Genomic DNA, 19,639 nt, shown 5'->3' on the forward strand with positions numbered 1-19,639 from the left:
CAGTGTTAGCGTTTCCTGCCGGAAATCAGGCCGGCGATCAGTTTCGGTGCACTCGATTTCAAGGCTTCGCCCCGGCCCGACAGGCTGGGATTGGTCATGAAATAGTGCTGGGCGTTGAAAGGTTCCTCACCCTGTCGCACCTCGATACGGCGTGACGTTCCGTCGGCCAATATCTCGTAGCTCTGCTGGTTGTCAATCAGGTTGCCCAGCATGATCTGGGACAGCACCTGCTCATGCACCGTCGGGTTGATCAGCGGCACCAGCGTTTCGACGCGGCGGTCGAGATTGCGCGGCATCATGTCGGCCGAGCCGATATAGACGAGCGCCTTTTCCGACGGCAGGCGATGGCCGTTGCCGAAGCAGAAGATGCGGCTGTGTTCAAGGAAACGGCCGACGATGGACTTCACCCGGATATTGTCCGAGAGGCCGGCAACACGGGGGCGCAGGCAGCAGATGCCGCGGATGACAAGGTCGATCTCGACACCGGCCTGGCTTGCGGCATAGAGCGCATCGATGATCTCGGGGTCGACCAGCGAATTCATCTTCATCCAGATCTGCGCCGGGCGCCCGGCCTTGGCGTGCTCGATCTCTTCGTTGATGTGCTTGAGGATGCGCGGGCGCAGCGTGTAGGGCGAGACCGCGAGCTTCATGCCCTCTTCCGGTTCGCCGTAGCCGGTGATGAAGTTGAAGACATTCGCCATGTCGTGGGCGATCTTCGGGTTGCAGGTGAAGAAGGACAGGTCCGTGTAGATCTTCGCCGTCACCGGATGGTAGTTGCCGGTGCCCAGATGGCAGTAAGTGCGCAGCTTGCCGTCTTCACGACGTACGACCATCGACATCTTGGCATGGGTCTTGAGTTCGATGAAGCCGAAGACGACCTGCACGCCCGCGCGCTCCAGGTCGCGGGCCCAGCGGATGTTCGCCTCTTCGTCGAAGCGGGCCTTCAGTTCGACAAGCGCCGTTACCGACTTGCCGGCTTCGGCGGCATCGATCAGGGCGCGCACGATCGGGCTGTCGTTCGAGGTGCGGTAGAGCGTCTGCTTGATCGCCAGCACATCAGGATCGCGCGCGGCCTGCAGCAGGAACTGCACGACGACGTCGAAGCTTTCATAGGGGTGGTGGACGATCATGTCCTTTTCGCGGATCGCGGCCAGGCAGTCGCCGGCATGTTCGCGCACACGCTCGGGGAAACGGGCATTGTAGGGCTCGAAGCGCAGGTCGTCGCGCGGGGCCTTGCAAATCTCGGAGATGGTATTGAGAGCGAGCAGGCCCGGCAGGACGGCGACGCGGTTGTCCGGGACGTTCAGTTCGTGAACGACGAACTGGCGGAGCGCCACCGGCATTTCGGAATCCACCTCGATGCGGATGACCGAGCCGCGACGGCGGCGCTTGAGCGCCGTCTCGAAGAAGCGGACCAGATCTTCTGCCTCTTCTTCGACTTCGATATCGCTGTCTCGGATGATGCGGAATGTGCCGAAGCCCTTGACCTCGTAACCGGGATAAAGCCGGTTGATGAACAGGCCGACGACATCCTCCAGCGTGATGTAGCGGATGGTCTGGCCGATATCCTGCAGGCGGATGAAGCGGTCGAGCGTCGGCGGCAGACGCAGCAGCGCCGTCATCGGCTCGCCGGTCCGGCTGGAGCAGAGCTGCAGGCCCATGGAGAAGCCGAGATTGGGAATGAAGGGGAACGGATGGGCCGGATCGATGGACAGCGGCGTCAGGACCGGGAAGATCGAATCCTCGAAGGTGTTTTCCAGCCAGCGGCGGTCGTCGTCGGAGAGGGCTGCCGGACGGACGATCAGGATCTCCTCATTGGCGAGATACTGCTGCAGAACGGCCAGCGACGCCTGCTGCTCCATCTGCAGGTTGTCGATTTCCTTCAGGATGTCGTCCAGCTGCTCGGCCGGCGTCTTGCCATCGGGGCTGCGCACCACGATGCCCTGGCGCACCTGACCTTCGAGTCCGGCGACGCGGACCATGAAGAACTCATCGAGGTTGGCCGCAGAGATCGACAGGAAGCGGACCCGCTCGAGAAGCGGATGGGCGGTGTTCAACGTTTCCTCGAGGACGCGGCGATTGAACTGCAGCCAGGAAAACTCGCGGTTGACGAAGCGTAGCGGGCTGGTTCGGATATCTTCCGCTGCGGCCGCATCCTCGCCGTTTGTCCCAACCGTCTCGTTTACCGCGCTGTCCATGTCTTCGTCCCTCTATTGACCCTTGGGCCACGTATTACAGTATGACGACAGTTCTGTGACGCCTAGTCCCCACCCACCGGCTGTTCGAGCGTCTCCAGCACTTCTGCGGCAAGGCTGCGGCTGATGCGGGTGCGGCGCGAGAGCGCCACCTTGTCCAGGCGGTCGACGACCTGCTGGGCGGCGGTGAAGGATCGTTCCATCCGCTTCACGATATACCCAACGATCTTGTCATCAATGTAAAGCTGGCGATCGGCAAACAGCTTCATGATCAACTGGCCCAGAAGCTCTTCATCCGGGGCGCCGATCTCGACCACGGTGGCCGCCTTCAATCGTGACGCAAGGTCCGGCAGGGCGACATTCCACGAGGGCGGGAAGCTGCGTGAGGTGATCAGCAGCGAGGTGCCATGCTGGCGCACGGCATTGATGACATGGAAAAGCTCGACCTCGTCGAAGCCGTTGCGATCGGCATCCTCCAGCACCACGGGTCCGGCGGCCGCGAGGCTTGATGCCCCCTGCCCGGCTTTCGCCTGGATATCGGCAGCGCCGCTGACATCGCGAAAAATCTGCGCCAGATGCGATTTGCCGGAGCCTTCCGGTCCCTGGAGGATCACTACCGGCGACGGCCAGGCCGGCCAGGCATCGACCAGCGACACAGCGGCCGCCAGACGCTCGGACACCAGAAGGTCGTCACGCCCCGTGGCGGATCCATGATCGAAGACGAGCGGCAGCTGTTCGCCGGGCCGCTCGGGAGCCCGTTTGACGTCAGTCATTCACTTCTCTGTGGCCTGGGACGCGCTCTCGCCGCCGATTTCACTGACGGTGGGGGTTGCAGCGAGCGAAAGATCGAGCGCCGAACCATAATAGAGATCGCTGTCAAGATATCGCGAGATTGCAAAGCGGACAAGCACGCCGATGGCGGCAGCCGCCGGGACCGCCACGAGCACGCCGACAAAACCGAACAGCGCGCCAAAGGCAAAGAGGGCAAACATCAGCCAGACCGGGTGCAGGCCGACGCTTTTGCCCACCAGCTTGGGCTGCAGAATATTACCCTCAATGAACTGGCCGAGGAAGAAGATGCCGGCGATGACCCCGATCCAGATGAAGTCCGGCCAGAACTGGACCAGCGCGACGCCGACTGCCAGCAATAGCCCGACGGTGGAGCCGACATAGGGGATGAAGCTGATCAGACCGGTGAAAAAGCCGATGAGGAGGCCGAAGTTGAGCCCGGCGAGCGACAGGCCGACGGCATAAAAAATGCCGAGAATGAGGCAGAGCGAGCCCTGACCGCGCACGAATCCGGCGATGGTGTTGTCGAGCTCGGTCGCCAGCTGGCGCACCGTGGCGAGCTGATTGCGCGGCACCCAGCTGTCGACCTTGGCAATCATGCGGTCCCAGTCGAGCAGCAGGTAAAAGGCGACGACCGGGGTCACGACGAGCAGGGAGACGATGTCGAGCAAAGCCTTGCCGGAATTCCAGATCTGCTCGATCAGAGTGCCGATGAAGCCGACGCCCTCGCTCAGATAGCGGGAGAAGTTCTGGCGGATCGTCTCCATCTGGCCATCCACCCAGTCGGGCAGCCAGGAGGCGTTGGAGGTCGCGATGAAGCTCTGGAGCTGCGAGACATATTCGGGCACGCGCTGGATGAAATCGTTCAGCTGGCTCGCCAGCACCGGGATGATGATCATCAGCGACAGCACGAAGACGATGACGAAGGAGATCAGGATGACGACCGTCGCCATCAACCGGCTGAGCCCGATCCGCTCCAGGCGGTCGGCCACCGGATCAAGGAAATAGGCGAGCGCCATGCCGGCGATGAAGGGCAGCAGGATCGAGGAGAACATCATCAGGAAGACGACGAAGACGGCCAGCGCCAGCAGCCAGAACAGGGCCTGGCGGCGGAGGCCGATTGCGCTGATGTTGCGAGCCATATCCTGTCTCCGTCTGGAATTCGTGGTCGGCCTCCATGCTGCGCATGCCAGGCAATTCGTCCCTAGGAGATAGGTCACCCCCGAACCAAAGGTCAAGAACTCGCGCAGGGGCAAGTTCCATATCCGCAACCCTGCGGCCAGTTTGGCCGGGAAATCGTGCACTTGTCCGGCTCCCGGCTTGCATATCGGGCCTCTTCATGCCATGGCCAGCCCAAATTCTCGCAGGATCGGAGGCAGGCATGAGCCAGGCTGGCAAGAACGGGTTGACCTATAGCGATGCAGGGGTCGATATCGACGCGGGCAACCTGATGGTCGAGAAGATCAAGCCGGCGGTCAAGTCGACCCGTCGTCCCGGCGCGGACGGCGAAATTGGCGGCTTCGGCGGGCTCTTCGACCTCAAGGCTGCCGGCTTCAAGGATCCGATCCTGGTCGCCGCAAACGACGGCGTCGGTACCAAGCTGAAGATTGCGATCGACGCCAATATTCACGGCACCGTCGGCATCGACCTCGTCGCCATGTGCGTCAACGATCTCGTCGTCCAGGGCGCCGAACCCCTGCTCTTCCTCGACTATTTCGCCACCGGCAAGCTGGACCCGGACCAGGGTGCGGCGATCGTTCAGGGCATTGCAGCCGGCTGCCGCGAGGCCGGCTGCGCGCTGATCGGCGGCGAGACTGCTGAAATGCCCGGCATGTATTCCAAGGGGGACTACGACCTCGCGGGCTTTGCCGTCGGCGCTGCCGAGCGTGGCGAGCTGCTGCCGGCGGGCGACATTGCCGAAGGCGACGTGATCCTCGGCCTCTCCTCCTCCGGCGTGCATTCCAACGGCTTTTCGCTGGTGCGCAAGATCGTCGAACTCTCGGGCCTTGCCTGGGATGCACCGTCGCCCTTCGCCGAGGGACAGTCGCTGGGTGCGGCCCTTCTCACCCCGACCCGCATCTATGTGAAGCCGCTTTTGAAGGCGATTAAGGAAACCAAGGCGCTGAAGGCGCTTGCCCACATCACCGGCGGCGGTTTCCCGGAAAACATTCCGCGCGTACTGCCGAAACATCTGGCCGCCGAGATCGACCTCACGTCCTTCCAGGTTCCCGCCGTCTTCTCCTGGCTCGCCAAGACCGGCGGTGTTGCCCAGAACGAAATGCTGCGCACCTTCAACTGCGGCATCGGCATGATCGTCGTCGTCTCCGCCGACAAGGTGGATGAGGTGACCAAGGTGCTGGAAGCCGAAGGTGAGACCGCCGCCCGCCTCGGCCGCATGATCGCCCGCGAAGATGGTGCCCATGGCGTGACCTACAAGGGTGCGCTCGCCCTATGAGCGGACCCCGCAAACGCGTTGTCGCCTTCATCTCCGGCGGCGGGTCGAACATGCTGGCGCTGGCGAAAGCCTGTGAAGCCGGCGAATACCCGGCCGAGATCGTCGCCGTGTTCTCCGACAAGCCGGAAGCCGGCGGACTTGCGAAGGCGCAAGCGCTCGGCATTCCGACACGCGTGTTCGAGCGCAAGGCCTATGGCTCGAAGGCCGAGCATGAGGCGGCTATCCTTGCCGCGCTCGCCGAGATCGGGCCGGATCTCATCTGCCTCGCCGGCTACATGCGCCTGCTGTCAGGCGAATTCATCCGCGCCTATGAGGGCCGAATTCTCAACATCCACCCTTCCCTCCTGCCCCTTTTTCCGGGTCTTCACACCCATCAGCGTGCGCTTGATGCCGGCATGAAGGTCGCGGGCTGCACCGTGCACTTCGTGACCGAAGGCATGGACGAGGGTCCTGTGATCGCGCAATCCGTGGTGCCTGTGCTGATCGACGACACAGCAGATACGCTTGCAGCACGGGTGCTCACCGTCGAGCACAAGACCTATGCGGCGGCGTTGAAACTGGTCGCTTCAGGCAATGTTTCCATGCGCGCCGATGGCACAGTCGAGCGGCTCGGCTCTGAAACGGATGCATCGGCGACGCTGATCAGCGCCTGAGACGCAGGCAAATTCGTCTCCTCGAGGCCAACCGCTAGCATTCTCTTAACCATAAACATGCAACCTTGACTTACTTCAGCGTCACGGTTGGTCTCATGCTTATCTCAAAGAAATTTTTCAGCCTCTCCCTCGGCGGAATTCTGATTTCCGCGGTGCCCCTGTCCGCCCAGGATGGTTTCGTCTCCGGCGGATCTGGCGATATCACCTATTTCGCCGGTGTCGGCATCGCCAACATCAAGGCCGGCGAATATGTCTATGATGGCGACCACAAACTCAGCCAGCTCGACTGGGAAAGCAAGGGCGTCAAGACCGGCACAATTGGCGCCCAGATGGAGCTTGGCGACAACTGGCGGATCAAGGGGCAGATCGATGTCGGGCTTGGCGGCGACGGACACATGGAGGACCGTGACTGGGTCGTTCCGAGCTATTCGGGCTGGACGGACCAGTCTATCCACCCCGACACCAAGCTGGATCGCTACATCAACCTGCTGATCGAAGCTGACCGGGCGGTGATCGACACCGGAACGACCCGCGTCGGGCTGGGCGGCGGCTTCGGCTATGCCAATGTCAAGTGGACTTCGCGGGGCGGCAGCTACATCTATTCCAACGTGACGCTCCACGACACTGTTGGCAATTTTACCGACGGTGAAAAAGGCATCACCTACGAACAGCGCATTCCGACCCTTTTCCTCAGCGCCAATGCCGAACAGCAGATCGGAAAGTTCAAGCTGTCCGGCACCGTTCGCGGCGGCGGAAGCTTCGACTACAAGGATGTCGACGATCACTGGATGCGGGATCTTCGTTTCAAGGAAGAGATGGGCTTCGCACCAATGCTGGGCGCAGCCATCAGCGCGAACTATCAGTTCCTGCCATCCGCAGCGATCTATGTTGCCGGCGATTTCCAGAAAATCTTCAATACCCGCGGTGACATGGACCAGCGCAACACCGTTACCGGTGCAACGTCCAGCTTCGATGATTCGGCATCCGCATCCTATCAGTCGCTGACGATATCGACCGGCGTCAAAGGCACATTCTAGGCGCTCTTGCCGCTCCGCCTGAGCGCCGCCCATTGCAGCAGCATGATCGTCTTCGCGTCGACGATCTCGCCGGCCTCGACCATGTCGAGCGCTTCGGCGAAAGCAAGCTCGTTCACTTCGAGATCTTCCTGCTCGTCCAGCAGGCCGCCGCCTTCGGCGACACGGTCACTGTCCGTCACTGCGGCGTAGAACCCATGGAGCTTTTCGGTGACAGACCCCGGAGACATATAAGCGGCGAAGGCGGGTGTCGCCTTGGCGATCTTGTAGCCGGTTTCTTCAAGCGCCTCCCGCAAAGCCGCCTGCATTGCCGTCTCGCCTTCATCGATGAAGCCGGCCGGCACTTCGAGCAGATAGGCATGGTCGCCGCTGAGATGGGCGGCAATCCGCAGCTGGCGCACCAGGGTCACCGTGTCGCGCTCGACATTGTGCAGGAGTATGGCCGAGGCATTGCGGCGCTCGAAGACTTCCCAGGAAAGGCGATGCGGCGCCCTTCCCTCGCGGAAGAAATCGAAGGTGATGCCACGCAGGTGGCTCCAGCCCTTCCATAGCGTCTTGTCTTCCAGGATGGCGATCCGGGCCCTGTCAAATATGCTCATATTTATGCTTTTCTCATCCAGACCTTGTTGTCGTGGAAAGCGGCACCACCATGGGGGGCTGCCGGATCGCCGCCGGTCAGGACATTGATGCCTTCACCGTCGAGATGGGCCTTGTTCGGCCACAGGCCTTCCGCCACCAGCACGCCCGATTTCACGGCCTCGGTGATCTTGGCGTGGATGCGAAGTTCGCCCCTGGCATTGCCGAGGCGAACGACATCGCCATCCATGACGCCAAGTGCTGCGGCGTCGGTCGGATTGACCATGACCTCAGGACGGCCTTCCTTGTCGCGCGAGGTTTTCGTCTCGGCGAAGGTGGAGTTCAGGAAGTTGCGCGCGGGAGACGTGGCGAGCCGGAAGGGATGTTCAGCATCGGCCACTTCGATCAGGTCCACCTGGTCGGGGTAGACGGGCAGCGACTTGACGGGACCGAGCGAACCGAGTTTTGCCGGCGGCTTGTTCGGGGCTGGCGTATTTTCCCAGTCCGGCTTGAAGCGGAACTTGCCGTCCGGATGGGCAAAGCCGTTCAGATAATGTGCTTCATCGAAAGCCGGCTGGCAGTCGAGCCACTTGTCTTCGATCAGCGTGTCGAAATCCGGCTTGCCGCTGACATAGAGCATGCGCTCGATATGCTCCCGCTCGGTCTTGCCGAAACCGGGGCGATCCGCCACGCCAAGGCGTTTGGCCAATTCCTCGATGACAAAGAGATTGGTGCGCACCATGGGCGGCGCATCGACCAGCTTCGGTCCGAGCAGGATATGGCTCTGGCCGCCGCCGCGATAGATGTCGTCGTGTTCGACGAACATGGTGGCGGGGAGCACGATGTCGGCGAGTTCCGCAGTTTCGGTCATGAACTGCTCGTGCACCGCGACGAAAAGGTCGTTGCGCAGGAAGCCCTGTTTCACCAGCCGCTGTTCGGGCGCGACATTCACCGGATTGGTGTTCTGGATGATCAGCGCGTCGACTGGACCGCGATGACGGAGCGCTTCCGCATCCCCCGTCAGCACGCGGCCGATCTGCGACTGGTCGAGCATGCGGATGTCTGGATCGACCATGGCCGTGCCCATCAGCTCAGCCTTGTTCAGCTGGAAGATGTCGCTGTTCGAGTGGAAGGCGCCACCACCCTCGTATTGCCAGGAGCCGAGCACGGTTGCGAGCGACAGAGCCGCATGCATGGAGACCGCACCATTGCGGCTGCGGGTGAAGCCGTAACCGAGGCGGAAGAAACTCTTTCTCGTCTGGCCGACGAGGCGGGCGAAGGCTTCGATTTCCTCGACGGAAAGGCCGGTGATATCAGAGGCCCATTCCGGCGTCTTGTTTTTGAGATGCGCTTCCAGTCCTGCCGGATCATCGGCGAATTTCGCCATATAGGCGCTGTCCGCATAACCGTCACGGAAGGCGATATGCATGGCGGCGCAGGCAAGCGCTGCATCGGTGCCGGGCTTCAGGATGAGGGCCATGTCGGCCTGCTTCATCGTCGGATTGTCATAGATGTCGACGACGACGATCTTGGCGCCACGGTCTTTGCGCGCCTTGATCGCGTGGGTCATGACGTTGACCTGGGTCGCGACCGCATTGGTGCCCCAGATGACAACGCAATCGGAGACGGCCATTTCGCGTGGATCAGGGCCGCGCAGCATGCCCGTGCCCATGACATAGCCGGTCCAGGCCATGTTGGTGCAGATCGTGCCGAAGAAGCCGGAATATTTCTTCGCGTGACGCAGGCGCTCGATGGAATCGCGCTGCACGAGGCCCATGGTGCCGGCGTAGAAATAAGGCCAGACGGCTTCCGAGCCGTGGCGCTGCTCGGCCTTGACGAAGGTATCGGCAATCTCGTCGAGGGCCGCTTCCCAGGTGACATCCTGCCACTGGCCGGCGCCCTTTGCCCCTGCCCTGCGCACCGGCTTCATCAGGCGATCGGGATGATAGAGCCGCTCGGCATAACGCGCGACCTTGGCGCAGATGACGCCGGCGGTGTAGCTGTTCTCGGTCGCCCCACGCATGCGGCCGATGCGGCCGTCCTCCGTCAGTTCGACGTCAAGCGCGCAGGTGGATGGACAGTCATGCGGACAGGCCGTATGACCGAGCGACCGGTTTCGGATGGGGCTCTGAATGTTCATGGGCCGGTTATAGGCCATGGCCGGAATGCTCAAAAGCCCCATTCGAACAAATCATCGCTCCCATCGGAACCATCAATGAATTATCGCCACATCTATCACGCGGGCAATTTTGCCGATGTCTTGAAGCATCTCGTGCTGTCGCGGCTGATCGTCTACCTGCAGCAGAAGGACAAGGCGTTCCGCGTGCTCGACACCCATGCCGGGATCGGGCTTTACGACCTCTCCTCCGAGGAGGCGCAGAAGACCGGCGAATGGCTGGAAGGCATCGGCAAGGTGATCGACGCCGAGCTGCCGGAGAAGGTGGCCGAGATCATGGCGCCCTATCTCGATGCGGTGAAAGCGCTCAATCCGGGCCGTGAAACCGGCGGTCCGCTGCAGAAATATCCGGGATCGCCAAAGCTCGCGCGAGACCTCTTCCGCCCGCAGGATCGCCTCTCGGCGATGGAATTGCATCCAGACGATTGCCGCACGCTGTCGCGCCTGTTCGAAGGCGATTTCCAGGTGCGCGTAACCGAGCTCGACGGTTGGCTGACGCTGAATGCCCATCTCCCGCCGAAGGAAAAACGCGGCATCGTGCTGGTCGATCCGCCCTTCGAGAAGGAGGGCGAATACGAGCGGCTTGTGGACGGTCTCGCCAAGGCGCATCGACGGTTTGCAAATGGCGTCTATTGTCTCTGGTATCCGATCAAGAAGGGCGCGCCGATCAAGGAATTCCACGAGGCCCTGCAGGCGCTTGAAATCCCCAAGATGCTGTGCGCCGAACTGCATGTGAAGAGCGACCGCGACCAGACGGGCTTGTCCGGCACCGGGCTTGTGATCGTCAACCCGCCCTTCACGCTGAAGGACGAGATGCATCTGGCACTGCCCGAACTCAAGAGGCTGATGGCGCAGGATCGCTATGCCTCGCATCGCTGCTTCTGGCTGCGCGGCGAAGAGTGACGCCACACCGCCTCCGACGGAAGGCGATCCTCAGGCCGCTGGCGGATCCGCCTGTGACAGCTGGGACCGCTCGAACAGCAGGATCACCACCAGTGCCAGCGCGAAGGGTATGATCAGGTAAAAGAGGCGGAACACCAGGAGTGCGGCGATAACATCAGCCGGATCGACATCCGGCATGCTCGTGACGAAGAGCAGTTCCAGGACCCCCAGCCCGCCCGGAGCATGGGAAATCAGCGCTGCGGAGAATGACACCAGGAAGATGCCGAGCACAACCAGGAAGCCCGGATTGCCGACATCAGGCAGGGCGAAATAAATGATGCCGGCGGCGCCGATCAGCTCCAGTGGCCCGATGATCAGCTGCTGGATCACCAGAACGGGCCGAGGGTAAGCGAGCACGAAGGATCGGATCCTCAGCGGCCGCAGCCGCAACAGGCTTCCGAGTGCGTAGAGACCGACCAGCGCCAGAAGCACCACGCCCGTCGTCCTCGACGCGGCCACCGGCAGGACATCGACAAAACGTTCGGTGATGTCGGGCTGCAGGACTAGCACCATCCCCATCAGGAAGACCGTGCCGAGCATGAATGTGAACGAGCAGATCGCGACGAGACTGCCGACCTCCGCACCGGTCAAGCCGCGCGAGGAATAGGCGCGGTAGCGCACCACGGCGCCCGAAAACACCGAAGCCCCGACATTGTGGGAGAGCGCATAGGCGGTAAACGAGGTGACGGTGATAAACAGCCAGCTGACGGACCGGCCAATGTTTTGCAGCGCAATTCGGTCGTAACCGGCAAGGGCGGCATAGGCGAGCAGCGTGGACAGCACGGCCAGCAGCCAACTGATGGGACCGATCCGCGACAGGCTGTCGCCGATCTCGTCAAAGGAAAGCCCGCGCACTTCGCCGAGCAACAACCAAATGGAAAATGCAATCGTGGTCAGACCGACGAGCGGCCAGATAAGTCTTTTCAATTTCATAGCGCCATATCCCGGTCGCTTCCCCTCCCGTTTCCGATGCGCGCGGCGCATCACCGTGTCGACCGACATAGGATGCCGGATAGGCGTTAACCCGTCTTGACTGCCCGACAGGATTATCGCCAGTGTGAGCCTTAAGCGATGCTCAAGGAAGCGATGATGATCAAATTCGCGTCAAGACGATCCGGTTCCATGTCGCGGTCGGCACCTCCGCCAATCCGGCGACCGAGATTTCGCGCCTGAGATGGGGAGGCTGGCTCCTCTCATCGCGGTTCTGGTCCCGCTCGCCATAGCGATCGGCGCCTGGTTCATGGACGGACAGGGTTCGCCGTCGCGCAGCCTTGAGGCTGGCACGCCGAGCGGCAGCACGGATGAGCCGGTGACGCCGGCCACCAAGCTGGCCATCCAGGCTTCCAGCCCCATGGCAGGCAAGGGATTCGACTTTTACGTTCTCTCCCTTTCCTGGTCGCCGACCTATTGCGGCAGCGATGCCGGTCGCAACAACCGTGCGCAATGCGGCACCGGGAAACGTTTCGGCTGGGTCGTGCACGGCCTCTGGCCGCAGTACGAACGCGGCTATCCGCAGGACTGCGAGAGCGCCGAAGGCAGCCGTGTGCCGGATGCGATGGCGCGCGGGATTATCGACATCATGCCCGGCATCGGCCTGATCGGCCATCAGTGGCGCAAGCATGGCAGCTGCTCGGGGCTTCCCATGGCGGACTATTTTGCGCTGGTCCGCCAGGCCCATGACAGGATCCGTATCCCGCCGCAGTTTTCATCGGTTCGCGAACCGCTACAGACGTCTCCTGCGACGATCGAGCAGGCATTTATCCGCAGCAATCCCGGACTGACCCGCTCGGCAGTGGCGGTGACCTGTGATAGTCAGAGAGTCGATGAAGTGCGGATCTGCCTCGACACGTCGCTGGCGTTCCGCACCTGCTCCGAGGTGGACCAACGATCGTGCAAGCGATCCGATCTCGTCCTCCCGCCCCAGCCCTGACCCGCAACAAGAGCCACAGGAAACCGTCATGAAGCTGCTCTTCGCGCCCGCCTCGCCCTATTCCTCCAAGGTCCGCATGGCAGCCCGCTATCTCGGCATCGCACTCGAAGACGTGAGGGTGAACACGGCGGACAATCCAGCCGAACTCGTCGACAACAATCCGCTCGGCAAGATCCCGACTTTGATCACCGACAAGGGTGACGCGGTTTTCGACAGCCGTGCCATCATGCATTTCCTGCACCGGTCCGCCGACAAGCGGCTTTATCCCAAGGACAAGGAGAAGCGGACGGAGGCTGAAGTGCTGGAAGCGCTCTGCGACGGGATCAGTGACTGCCTGCTGGCGATCGTCTATGAGCGGCGCTATCGGCCGCCGGAACTGGTGAGCCAGGACGTGATCGACCGGCAATGGGCCAAGATCAACCGGAGCCTTGACCATCTGGACAAGAGCCTGCCAAAGACCGGCAAGAAGCTGCATGGTGGGCATTTCGCGCTGGCAGCGATGCTCGGCTATCTGATGCTGCGCTTCCCGGGCGAATGGGAAAATGGACGTGCGGCGCTGGCCGAATGGCCGGCCATTTTCGCCAAACACTTCGAGCCCTACCCGGCGCTGCGCCCCAAGGCCTGATTTTTCGCGTCAAAGCGGCACAATAAAAAAAGCCGGGCAAGCCCGGCTTTTCTTGTCTCTACTGATCGGTGGATCAGAACTTCACGCCCATGCCGACCTTGACGGAGTGATCGTCGAAGCCGCGCGAAACGGTCGAGCCACCCAGATCGAAGTCGCGCTTCTGGTAGTCGCTGTAGCGGTATTCGACGCGAGCCGTGATGTTGTCGGTGACGAAGGTTTCGACACCGGCGCCGACCGTGTAACCAGCTGCCAGCTTCTCGTCGCTGTTGCCGCCGCCCTTGAGTTCGTGGTTGGCGACAGCCACACCGGCCGTACCATAGACCATGAAGGGGTTCAGGTCGTAACCGACGCGGCCACGAACAGAGCCGTTGACGCCCTGGGTGCCCTTGAGCGTGCCGACCGGAGCCTGGCTGCCAGCAGAACCGTCTTCACCGGCGTAGCTGAGGTCGGCTTCTGCACCGTAAACGATCGAGCCGCTCTGCATGTTGTAGCCGCCGTAGATCGAACCGCCGAGGCCCTTGGCATCGCGGCCGTTGGTCGAGCTGGAGAACTTACCGAAGTCGTAAGTTGCAGCGCCACCGAGGTAAGCGCCCGACCAGTTGCCCGTCGGAGCGGCAACATCGTTTGCCATCGGCGGAGCTTCCGGTGCCTGGTAGATCGCATCGGCGGCCTGGGCGGCCTGGAAAGCACCGAAGGTGGTGGCGGATGCCAGAAGGATAATCTTGAGGTTACGCATACTAATCTCCTTTACAGTTCCGGGCCGCACTTCACTCAGAACCAACGGCGGCCTGAACGTTATTGGGTATTCCCTGCCCGTTCCGAATGTACAAATGGCGGTCAATTGAGGAATAGAAAGAGCCGAAATGTGAATTCATTGTGGCATCGCGACGGCATAAATAGGATGTTGCTTGAATGACACAAACGTTTCGTTAACCCTAACAAATAGTTTACGCATACGGCATAGTATAACTAAATTCACATCGAAACTTTACTGAAATCGACGCCAGAATACTAACCGCAATGAATCCGCGTTGGACGGTTTAAATATCGCAATGACGCCATATATGCAGCGCGAACTCCTGAACGAACAAGGTTAGACCCATGCAAACGGGCATCCCGAAGACTGCTCTCGTGACCGGATCGGCCAAACGACTTGGCCGGGCGATTGCGGAAGACTTGGCGGCCCACGGCTTTGCCGTCGCTTTGCATGCCAACGGTTCGCTGGCCGAAGCGGAGGCCGTGGCCGCATCCCTTCGCGCCGAAGGAAAACAGGCGATCGCGCTAAAAGCCGATCTCGGTAACATTTCCGAGATCGGCAGCCTGATCAGCCGGGCGGAAGCCGAATTTGGGCCAGTCGGGGTTCTCGTCAACAACGCGTCCGTCTTCGAGGATGACAGCGCCACCGACTTCGACGCCCAGATCTTTGACATGCATTTCGATATCCATGTCCGCGCACCGGCCATCCTGAGCGGCGCCATGGTCAAGGCGCTGCCCGAGCACCTGAGCGGGCTCGTCGTCAATATCATCGACCAGCGGGTGTTGGCGCTGAAGCCCACCTTCTTCTCTTATACGCTGTCGAAGGCGACGCTCTGGACGGCGACGCAGACCCTGGCGCAGGCCTTTGCCCCGAGGGTCCGTGTCAACGCCATAGGCCCTGGCCCCACCCTGATCTCGGAGCGGCAGAAGCCGGAGGATTTTCAGGCGCAGGTGGATAGCCTGCCGCTGAGGAAAGGCCCTTCGCTTGAGGAATTCGGCCGCACCATCCGCTTTCTTTTTGACACGCCATCGATCACCGGCCAAATGATCGCCCTGGATGGAGGCCAACATCTGATTTGGCACGGCACGGAGATCAATGAATGAATGGAGGAAAGCTGCCGGACGGCGGCGTTCTCTATGACGGAACGGAAGACGACGACGAGGACATCGTTGTCGAAGCGGAACCTGCGCGCGCCGGGATCGAGATCGACTGGCATGTCGACGGGCTGGACGAGACGGGGCTGACCGGCGCCGATCTGATCGGCGAATTCGTCAAGCGCCTGCCCAATTCTCCCGGCGTCTACCGCATGCTGAACAAGGACGGGGAGGTCATGTATGTCGGCAAGGCGCGCAGTCTGAAGAAGCGCGTCAGCAATTATGCGCAAGGCCGCCTGCATTCCAACCGGCTGACCCGCATGGTGCGTGAAACCGTGCATATGGAGTTCGTCACGACCCGCACCGAGGTCGAGGCGCTTCTGCTCGAAGCCAACCTTATCAAGCGCTTGCGGCCACGCTTCAACGTGTTGCTGCGCGACGACAAGAGCTTCCCCTATATTCTCATCACCGGCGACAGCCGGGCACCGGCGCTCTACAAACATCGCGGCGCGCGGGCCCGCAAGGGCGACTATTTCGGCCCCTTTGCTTCGGCAAGCGCCGTCGGGCGGACGATCAATTCGCTGCAGCGGGCCTTTCTTCTGCGCACCTGCACCGACAGCGTGTTCGAAAGCCGCACGCGGCCCTGCCTGCTTTATCAAATCAAGCGCTGTTCGGGGCCGTGTACCCATGAGATCAGTGATACGGGCTATGCCGAACTCGTGCGCGAGGCCAAGGATTTCCTCTCCGGGCGCAGCCAGAACGTCAAGGAATCAATCGCGCGGGCGATGAACGAAGCGGCCGAAGATCTCGACTTCGAGCGCGCCGCCGTGTTTCGCGATCGCCTCGCAGGCCTGTCGCATGTGCAGAGCCACCAAGGCATCAACCCGGCGGGCGTGGAAGAGGCCGACATCTTCGCCATTCATCACGAAGGCGGGCTGTCCTGTATCCAGGTGTTCTTCTTCCGCGCCGGGCAGAACTGGGGCAACCAGGCCTATTTCCCCAAAGCCGACCCGCAACTCACCAGCGCCGAAGTGCTCAATTCCTTCCTGGCACAGTTCTATGACGATCGGCCCTGTCCGCGTCTCGTGCTCCTGTCGGAGACGATCGAGGAACAGGACCTGCTCGCGGCCGCCCTGTCCGAGCGGGCAGGCCACAAGGTGGCGATCTCTATCCCGCAGCGGGGCGAGAAGAAGGACCTGCTCGACCATGTGAGCGCCAATGCGCGCGAGGCGCATGGCCGCAAACTGGCGGAGACTGCGTCTCAATCGCGGCTGCTCGCCGGTCTCGCCGAGACCTTCCAGCTGCCTTACGTGCCGCGCCGCATCGAGATCTACGACAACTCCCACATCATGGGCACCAATGCCGTGGGCGGCATGGTGGTGGCTGGGCCGGAAGGCTTCGTGAAGGGCCAGTATCGCAAGTTCAACATCAAATCGACCGATATCACCCCCGGCGACGATTTTGGCATGATGCGCGAAGTGATGACCCGCCGCTTCTCCCGCCTGCTCAAGGAAGAGGGAAAACCTGACCGGAGCGTGTCCTCCGAAGAGAGCGGAGACACCCCCTTCCCCGCCTGGCCGGATGTGATCCTGATCGACGGCGGCCAGGGGCAGATGACGGCGGTGCGCAAGATTCTTGAGGATCTCGACATTACCGAGAGCGTCATTGCCATCGGCGTTGCCAAGGGTGTCGACCGCGATGCGGGGCGCGAACGCTTCTTCGTCAAGGACAAGCCGGACTTCACACTGCCGCCGCGCGATCCTGTGCTCTACTTCATCCAGCGCATGCGCGACGAAGCCCACCGCTTTGCCATCGGCTCGCACCGGGCGCGGCGCAAGAAGGAAATGGTCAAGAACCCGCTGGACGAGATCGGTGGCATCGGTCCGACCCGCAAGCGGGCGCTGCTTCAGCATTTCGGCACCGCCAAGGCGGTATCGCGTGCCGCGATCAGCGACCTGATGGCGGTCGAGGGCATTTCCGAGACGGTGGCGCGGCTGGTCTACAATCATTTTCACGAAAGCAGCGGGGATTGAGTGGAAACGACGTGCCCTGGGGCGCGTTCATGATAAAAGACGTTCAGAAATCTTGAGTTGACGGCTCCCGTTGAAACCCCTCAACTGTCGACGCAATTCCATCCAAAGACAGGGCATCATGGCTTCGCGCGCATACAACATTCCCAATCTCCTGACCTACGCCCGTATTCTGGCCGTGCCGCTGATCGTCCTCTTCTTCTTCATCGAAGGGCGGCTGCAAAGCTCCGACTTCGCCCGCTGGGCGGCCCTCGCGATCTTCATCGTCGCCTCGATCACCGACTATCTCGACGGCTATCTGGCGCGCATCTGGAACCAGACCTCGAACATCGGCAAAATGCTCGACCCGATCGCCGACAAGCTGCTGATCGCCTCGGTGCTGCTTCTGATGGCAGCCGACGGCACGATCGCGGGCTGGTCGCTGTGGGCGGCGATCACGATACTCTGCCGCGAAATCCTGGTTTCCGGTCTTCGCGAATATCTTGCGGCCCTGAAGGTCAGCGTACCGGTGACACGGATCGCCAAGTGGAAGACGACGGCGCAGATGTTTGCGCTCGCCTTCCTGCTGGCCGGCCCGGCCGGCGACAAGGTGCTGCCTTACACGACTGAAATGGGCATCACCCTGCTTTGGATCGCCGCGATCCTGACCATCTATACCGGCTATGACTACTTCCGCGCCGGCGCCAAGCACATGGTGGACTGAGATGGTCACGCTCGTCTATTTCGCCTGGGTCCGGGAGCGGATCGGCAAGGGTGAGGAAGACCTCGACCTGCCGGCGACGGTGAAGACGGCGGGCGATCTGGTGGCCCACCTCGCCACCCTTGGCGACGAGTATGCCGAGGCCCTGCGCTTTCCCAAGGCGATCCGCGTCGCGGTGAACCAGGAGCATGTGGAGCATGACGAATCGATCGCCGGCGCCCGCGAGATCGGCATCTTTCCGCCGATGACCGGCGGCTGACGCTACCTCGCCCTCTGCCGGCTGGAGGATGCCGACGATGAAGATCCCTACCCCGACGATCCGGGTCCAGCGTGCGGATTTCGATCCTGCTGCGGAAAGCGCCCTGATCACGGCCGGTCGTGCCGATATCGGCGCGGTTGTGTCGTTCGTCGGCCTGTGCCGTGATGAGGCCGGCACGCTCGCGGCCCTCGAGCTCGAACATTACCCCGGAATGGCCGAGGCGGAGATGACGCGGATCGCGTCGCTTGCGATCGAGCGATTTGCGCTGCTCGGCCTCACGGCAATCCATCGTCACGGACGGATCGACGCCGGCGGGCAGATCGTGCTTGTCGTCGCCGCTGCTGCGCATCGCCAGGCGGCTTTCGACGGGGCGAATTTCGTCATGGATTTTCTGAAGACCTCCGCCCCCTTCTGGAAGAAGGAGCACGGCAAGGACGGTCAGGCCGGGGACTGGGTGGCGGCGAAGGATGCGGACGATGCCGCGCAGGCGCGCTGGCAGAACCCGATCAGGGAATGATCCGCTCGCGCCGGCTGAGCACCAGCAGGAAGACGAGTGCGGCCATGATCACCGCATCACGCCAGATCATCGGGCCATAGGCGCTGCACAGCGTTTCGGCGAAGCCAATTCCGGCAGCGCCAATGGCGGAATGCACGGGTCGGAAATAGCCGCCCGCTGCGGCGATCAGCACGACCTTGAACCCGAGCATCAGGCCCATGCCGAAATCCATGGTGCCGTAGAGAAGCGTTGCCGAGAGGCCAGCAAGGGCCGCGAGCGTGGCCGAAGCCAGGAGCGACACCACGAAGACGCGATCGGCGTCCACTCCCAAAAGCCGGGCAGCGAAGGCATCCTGGCAGACGGACTGCCAGAGGCGGCCGGCGCGACTTCGTGTTAGGATGAGCTGGCCGGCCAGCACCAGCGCGACCAACAGCGCCGAATGGATGAGTTGGATCGCGGAAAAGCCGATAGTGAAGCCGTCCATCTCAGCCAAAACGATCTGCCCCTGCCAGAGCGGCGGCAGCCAGAGGCTGCGGGTATCGAGTGCCAGCCGTGCGCCTTCCGAGATCAGAATCACCAGACCGAGCGAGGCGACGATGACGCTGTTGGCCGAACGCCGGTGCAGCGGCAGCATGACGTAACGGGCGCTCGTCCAACCGACCATCAGCGCATAGACGAAGCCGGCAAGCACGCCGAGCAGAAGAGCGGCCGGCAGGATGAGGTAGAGACGCCCCCAGCCATAGTCGACAAACAGCAGGCAGATCTGGCCGGCGAGCGCAACCAGCGCGCCGAAAGAGATATCGGGCCGACGGGTGACACCGAAGGCAATCGCATAGCCGAAGGCGAGGCAGGCATAGAGGCTCGCCACCGGCACCGCGTTCAGAAGCTGTTGCAGCAAATAGGCCATCGCTCCTCCCCGTACATTTAT

The 19,639-nt window shown here is 62.0% G+C and carries 19 protein-coding genes; 11 read left to right on the forward strand and 8 right to left on the reverse strand.

Annotated elements, in window-relative coordinates:
• Positions 1-5: 5 nt before the first annotated feature.
• The 3 genes from DFO46_RS10400 to DFO46_RS10410 all read right to left on the reverse strand — a co-directional run bounded on the left by DFO46_RS10400 (position 6) and on the right by DFO46_RS10410 (position 4,126).
• On the reverse strand, positions 6-2,198 hold the full coding sequence (locus DFO46_RS10400) for an RNA degradosome polyphosphate kinase (protein WP_110793461.1): 2,193 nt from the start codon (positions 2,196-2,198) through the stop codon (positions 6-8).
• 62 nt (positions 2,199-2,260) lie between these two features.
• Complete coding sequence (hdaA, locus tag DFO46_RS10405) at positions 2,261-2,968, reverse strand: DnaA regulatory inactivator HdaA (RefSeq protein WP_110793462.1); 708 nt, start codon at positions 2,966-2,968, stop codon at positions 2,261-2,263.
• Positions 2,969-4,126, reverse strand: coding sequence for an AI-2E family transporter (locus tag DFO46_RS10410; RefSeq protein WP_165826372.1), 1,158 nt, complete (start codon positions 4,124-4,126; stop codon positions 2,969-2,971).
• Between the two features lie 239 nt (positions 4,127-4,365).
• On the opposite strand from DFO46_RS10410, the gene purM reads away from it, so the two are divergent.
• The 3 genes from purM (at position 4,366) to DFO46_RS10425 (ending at position 7,129) form a co-directional block, all read left to right on the forward strand.
• Positions 4,366-5,439: a phosphoribosylformylglycinamidine cyclo-ligase gene (gene purM, locus DFO46_RS10415; RefSeq protein WP_120277220.1), complete on the forward strand. Its 1,074-nt coding sequence runs from the start codon at positions 4,366-4,368 to the stop codon at positions 5,437-5,439.
• Positions 5,436-6,092 (forward strand): phosphoribosylglycinamide formyltransferase, encoded by a 657-nt coding sequence (gene purN, locus DFO46_RS10420; RefSeq protein WP_120277221.1) that lies wholly within the window; start codon positions 5,436-5,438, stop codon positions 6,090-6,092. The genes purM and purN overlap by 4 nt, the downstream gene beginning before the upstream one ends.
• 95 nt (positions 6,093-6,187) lie before the next feature.
• Positions 6,188-7,129: an omptin family outer membrane protease gene (locus DFO46_RS10425; RefSeq protein ID WP_120277222.1), complete on the forward strand. Its 942-nt coding sequence runs from the start codon at positions 6,188-6,190 to the stop codon at positions 7,127-7,129.
• Here the strand turns inward: DFO46_RS10425 and DFO46_RS10430 are convergent.
• Both DFO46_RS10430 and DFO46_RS10435 read right to left on the reverse strand, forming a co-directional pair.
• On the reverse strand, positions 7,126-7,725 hold the full coding sequence (locus DFO46_RS10430; protein ID WP_120277223.1) for an NUDIX domain-containing protein: 600 nt from the start codon (positions 7,723-7,725) through the stop codon (positions 7,126-7,128). The genes DFO46_RS10425 and DFO46_RS10430 overlap by 4 nt on opposite strands.
• Positions 7,726-7,727: 2 nt before the next feature.
• A complete protein-coding gene (locus tag DFO46_RS10435) occupies positions 7,728-9,842 on the reverse strand; it encodes a molybdopterin oxidoreductase family protein (RefSeq protein WP_245422548.1) in 2,115 nt (704 codons plus the stop codon).
• Positions 9,843-9,917: 75 nt separating this feature from the next.
• Here DFO46_RS10435 and DFO46_RS10440 point away from each other — a divergent pair, with 75 nt between their 5' ends.
• Entirely contained in the window at positions 9,918-10,781 is an 864-nt protein-coding gene (locus tag DFO46_RS10440) for a 23S rRNA (adenine(2030)-N(6))-methyltransferase RlmJ (protein ID WP_120277225.1), read from the forward strand.
• Between the two features lie 30 nt (positions 10,782-10,811).
• Here the strand turns inward: DFO46_RS10440 and DFO46_RS10445 are convergent, their stop codons facing one another.
• Entirely contained in the window at positions 10,812-11,753 is a 942-nt protein-coding gene (locus DFO46_RS10445) for a lysylphosphatidylglycerol synthase domain-containing protein (protein ID WP_110793468.1), read from the reverse strand.
• Between the two features lie 241 nt (positions 11,754-11,994).
• Here DFO46_RS10445 and DFO46_RS10450 point away from each other — a divergent pair, with 241 nt between their 5' ends.
• Positions 11,995-12,750: a ribonuclease T(2) gene (locus DFO46_RS10450; protein WP_120277226.1), complete on the forward strand. Its 756-nt coding sequence runs from the start codon at positions 11,995-11,997 to the stop codon at positions 12,748-12,750.
• Between the two features lie 28 nt (positions 12,751-12,778).
• On the forward strand, positions 12,779-13,375 hold the full coding sequence (locus DFO46_RS10455) for a glutathione S-transferase (RefSeq protein ID WP_120277227.1): 597 nt from the start codon (positions 12,779-12,781) through the stop codon (positions 13,373-13,375).
• A 73-nt stretch (positions 13,376-13,448) separates the two neighbouring features.
• On the opposite strand, the gene DFO46_RS10460 is transcribed toward DFO46_RS10455, so the two are convergent.
• On the reverse strand, positions 13,449-14,111 hold the full coding sequence (locus tag DFO46_RS10460) for an outer membrane protein (protein ID WP_110793471.1): 663 nt from the start codon (positions 14,109-14,111) through the stop codon (positions 13,449-13,451).
• Between the two features lie 365 nt (positions 14,112-14,476).
• Between DFO46_RS10460 and DFO46_RS10465 the strand changes: the two genes are divergently transcribed.
• The 5 genes from DFO46_RS10465 to DFO46_RS10485 all read left to right on the forward strand — a co-directional run bounded on the left by DFO46_RS10465 (position 14,477) and on the right by DFO46_RS10485 (position 18,732).
• Complete coding sequence (locus DFO46_RS10465) at positions 14,477-15,235, forward strand: SDR family oxidoreductase (RefSeq protein ID WP_120277228.1); 759 nt, start codon at positions 14,477-14,479, stop codon at positions 15,233-15,235.
• Entirely contained in the window at positions 15,232-17,259 is a 2,028-nt protein-coding gene (uvrC, locus tag DFO46_RS10470) for an excinuclease ABC subunit UvrC (protein WP_120277229.1), read from the forward strand. Before DFO46_RS10465 ends, uvrC begins: the two co-directional genes overlap by 4 nt.
• A 118-nt stretch (positions 17,260-17,377) precedes the next feature.
• Positions 17,378-17,959 (forward strand): CDP-diacylglycerol--glycerol-3-phosphate 3-phosphatidyltransferase, encoded by a 582-nt coding sequence (gene pgsA / locus DFO46_RS10475; protein ID WP_110793474.1) that lies wholly within the window; start codon positions 17,378-17,380, stop codon positions 17,957-17,959.
• Position 17,960: 1 nt separating this feature from the next.
• Entirely contained in the window at positions 17,961-18,215 is a 255-nt protein-coding gene (gene moaD / locus DFO46_RS10480; protein WP_110793475.1) for a molybdopterin converting factor subunit 1, read from the forward strand.
• Between the two features lie 37 nt (positions 18,216-18,252).
• Entirely contained in the window at positions 18,253-18,732 is a 480-nt protein-coding gene (locus tag DFO46_RS10485) for a molybdenum cofactor biosynthesis protein MoaE (RefSeq protein ID WP_120277230.1), read from the forward strand.
• Here DFO46_RS10485 and DFO46_RS10490 read toward each other — a convergent pair.
• Positions 18,722-19,618: a branched-chain amino acid ABC transporter permease gene (locus tag DFO46_RS10490; RefSeq protein ID WP_120277231.1), complete on the reverse strand. Its 897-nt coding sequence runs from the start codon at positions 19,616-19,618 to the stop codon at positions 18,722-18,724. The two genes, DFO46_RS10485 and DFO46_RS10490, sit on opposite strands and share 11 nt — an antisense overlap.
• Positions 19,619-19,639 lie beyond the last annotated feature (21 nt).

This window comes from Rhizobium sp. AG855, from assembly GCF_003610655.1.
GTDB classification, from domain to species: domain Bacteria; phylum Pseudomonadota; class Alphaproteobacteria; order Rhizobiales; family Rhizobiaceae; genus Allorhizobium; species Allorhizobium wuzhouense.

What these genes read in the sequence shown, in the direction of transcription:
- DFO46_RS10435 (WP_245422548.1), bottom strand. Translation starts at nt 9,842, where the DNA reads ATGAACATTCAGAGCCCCATCCGAAACCGGTCGCTCGGTCATACGGCC.
- DFO46_RS10445 (WP_110793468.1), bottom strand. Translation starts at nt 11,753, where the DNA reads ATGAAATTGAAAAGACTTATCTGGCCGCTCGTCGGTCTGACCACGATT.
- DFO46_RS10460 (WP_110793471.1), bottom strand. Translation starts at nt 14,111, where the DNA reads ATGCGTAACCTCAAGATTATCCTTCTGGCATCCGCCACCACCTTCGGT.
- purN (WP_120277221.1), top strand. Translation starts at nt 5,436, where the DNA reads ATGAGCGGACCCCGCAAACGCGTTGTCGCCTTCATCTCCGGCGGCGGG.
- DFO46_RS10490 (WP_120277231.1), bottom strand. Translation starts at nt 19,618, where the DNA reads ATGGCCTATTTGCTGCAACAGCTTCTGAACGCGGTGCCGGTGGCGAGC.
- DFO46_RS10400 (WP_110793461.1), bottom strand. Translation starts at nt 2,198, where the DNA reads ATGGACAGCGCGGTAAACGAGACGGTTGGGACAAACGGCGAGGATGCG.
- DFO46_RS10455 (WP_120277227.1), top strand. Translation starts at nt 12,779, where the DNA reads ATGAAGCTGCTCTTCGCGCCCGCCTCGCCCTATTCCTCCAAGGTCCGC.
- DFO46_RS10485 (WP_120277230.1), top strand. Translation starts at nt 18,253, where the DNA reads ATGAAGATCCCTACCCCGACGATCCGGGTCCAGCGTGCGGATTTCGAT.
- purM (WP_120277220.1), top strand. Translation starts at nt 4,366, where the DNA reads ATGAGCCAGGCTGGCAAGAACGGGTTGACCTATAGCGATGCAGGGGTC.
- pgsA (WP_110793474.1), top strand. Translation starts at nt 17,378, where the DNA reads ATGGCTTCGCGCGCATACAACATTCCCAATCTCCTGACCTACGCCCGT.
- DFO46_RS10430 (WP_120277223.1), bottom strand. Translation starts at nt 7,725, where the DNA reads ATGAGCATATTTGACAGGGCCCGGATCGCCATCCTGGAAGACAAGACG.
- DFO46_RS10440 (WP_120277225.1), top strand. Translation starts at nt 9,918, where the DNA reads ATGAATTATCGCCACATCTATCACGCGGGCAATTTTGCCGATGTCTTG.
- DFO46_RS10450 (WP_120277226.1), top strand. Translation starts at nt 11,995, where the DNA reads ATGGGGAGGCTGGCTCCTCTCATCGCGGTTCTGGTCCCGCTCGCCATA.
- uvrC (WP_120277229.1), top strand. Translation starts at nt 15,232, where the DNA reads ATGAATGGAGGAAAGCTGCCGGACGGCGGCGTTCTCTATGACGGAACG.
- moaD (WP_110793475.1), top strand. Translation starts at nt 17,961, where the DNA reads ATGGTCACGCTCGTCTATTTCGCCTGGGTCCGGGAGCGGATCGGCAAG.
- hdaA (WP_110793462.1), bottom strand. Translation starts at nt 2,968, where the DNA reads ATGACTGACGTCAAACGGGCTCCCGAGCGGCCCGGCGAACAGCTGCCG.
- DFO46_RS10410 (WP_165826372.1), bottom strand. Translation starts at nt 4,126, where the DNA reads ATGGCTCGCAACATCAGCGCAATCGGCCTCCGCCGCCAGGCCCTGTTC.
- DFO46_RS10425 (WP_120277222.1), top strand. Translation starts at nt 6,188, where the DNA reads ATGCTTATCTCAAAGAAATTTTTCAGCCTCTCCCTCGGCGGAATTCTG.
- DFO46_RS10465 (WP_120277228.1), top strand. Translation starts at nt 14,477, where the DNA reads ATGCAAACGGGCATCCCGAAGACTGCTCTCGTGACCGGATCGGCCAAA.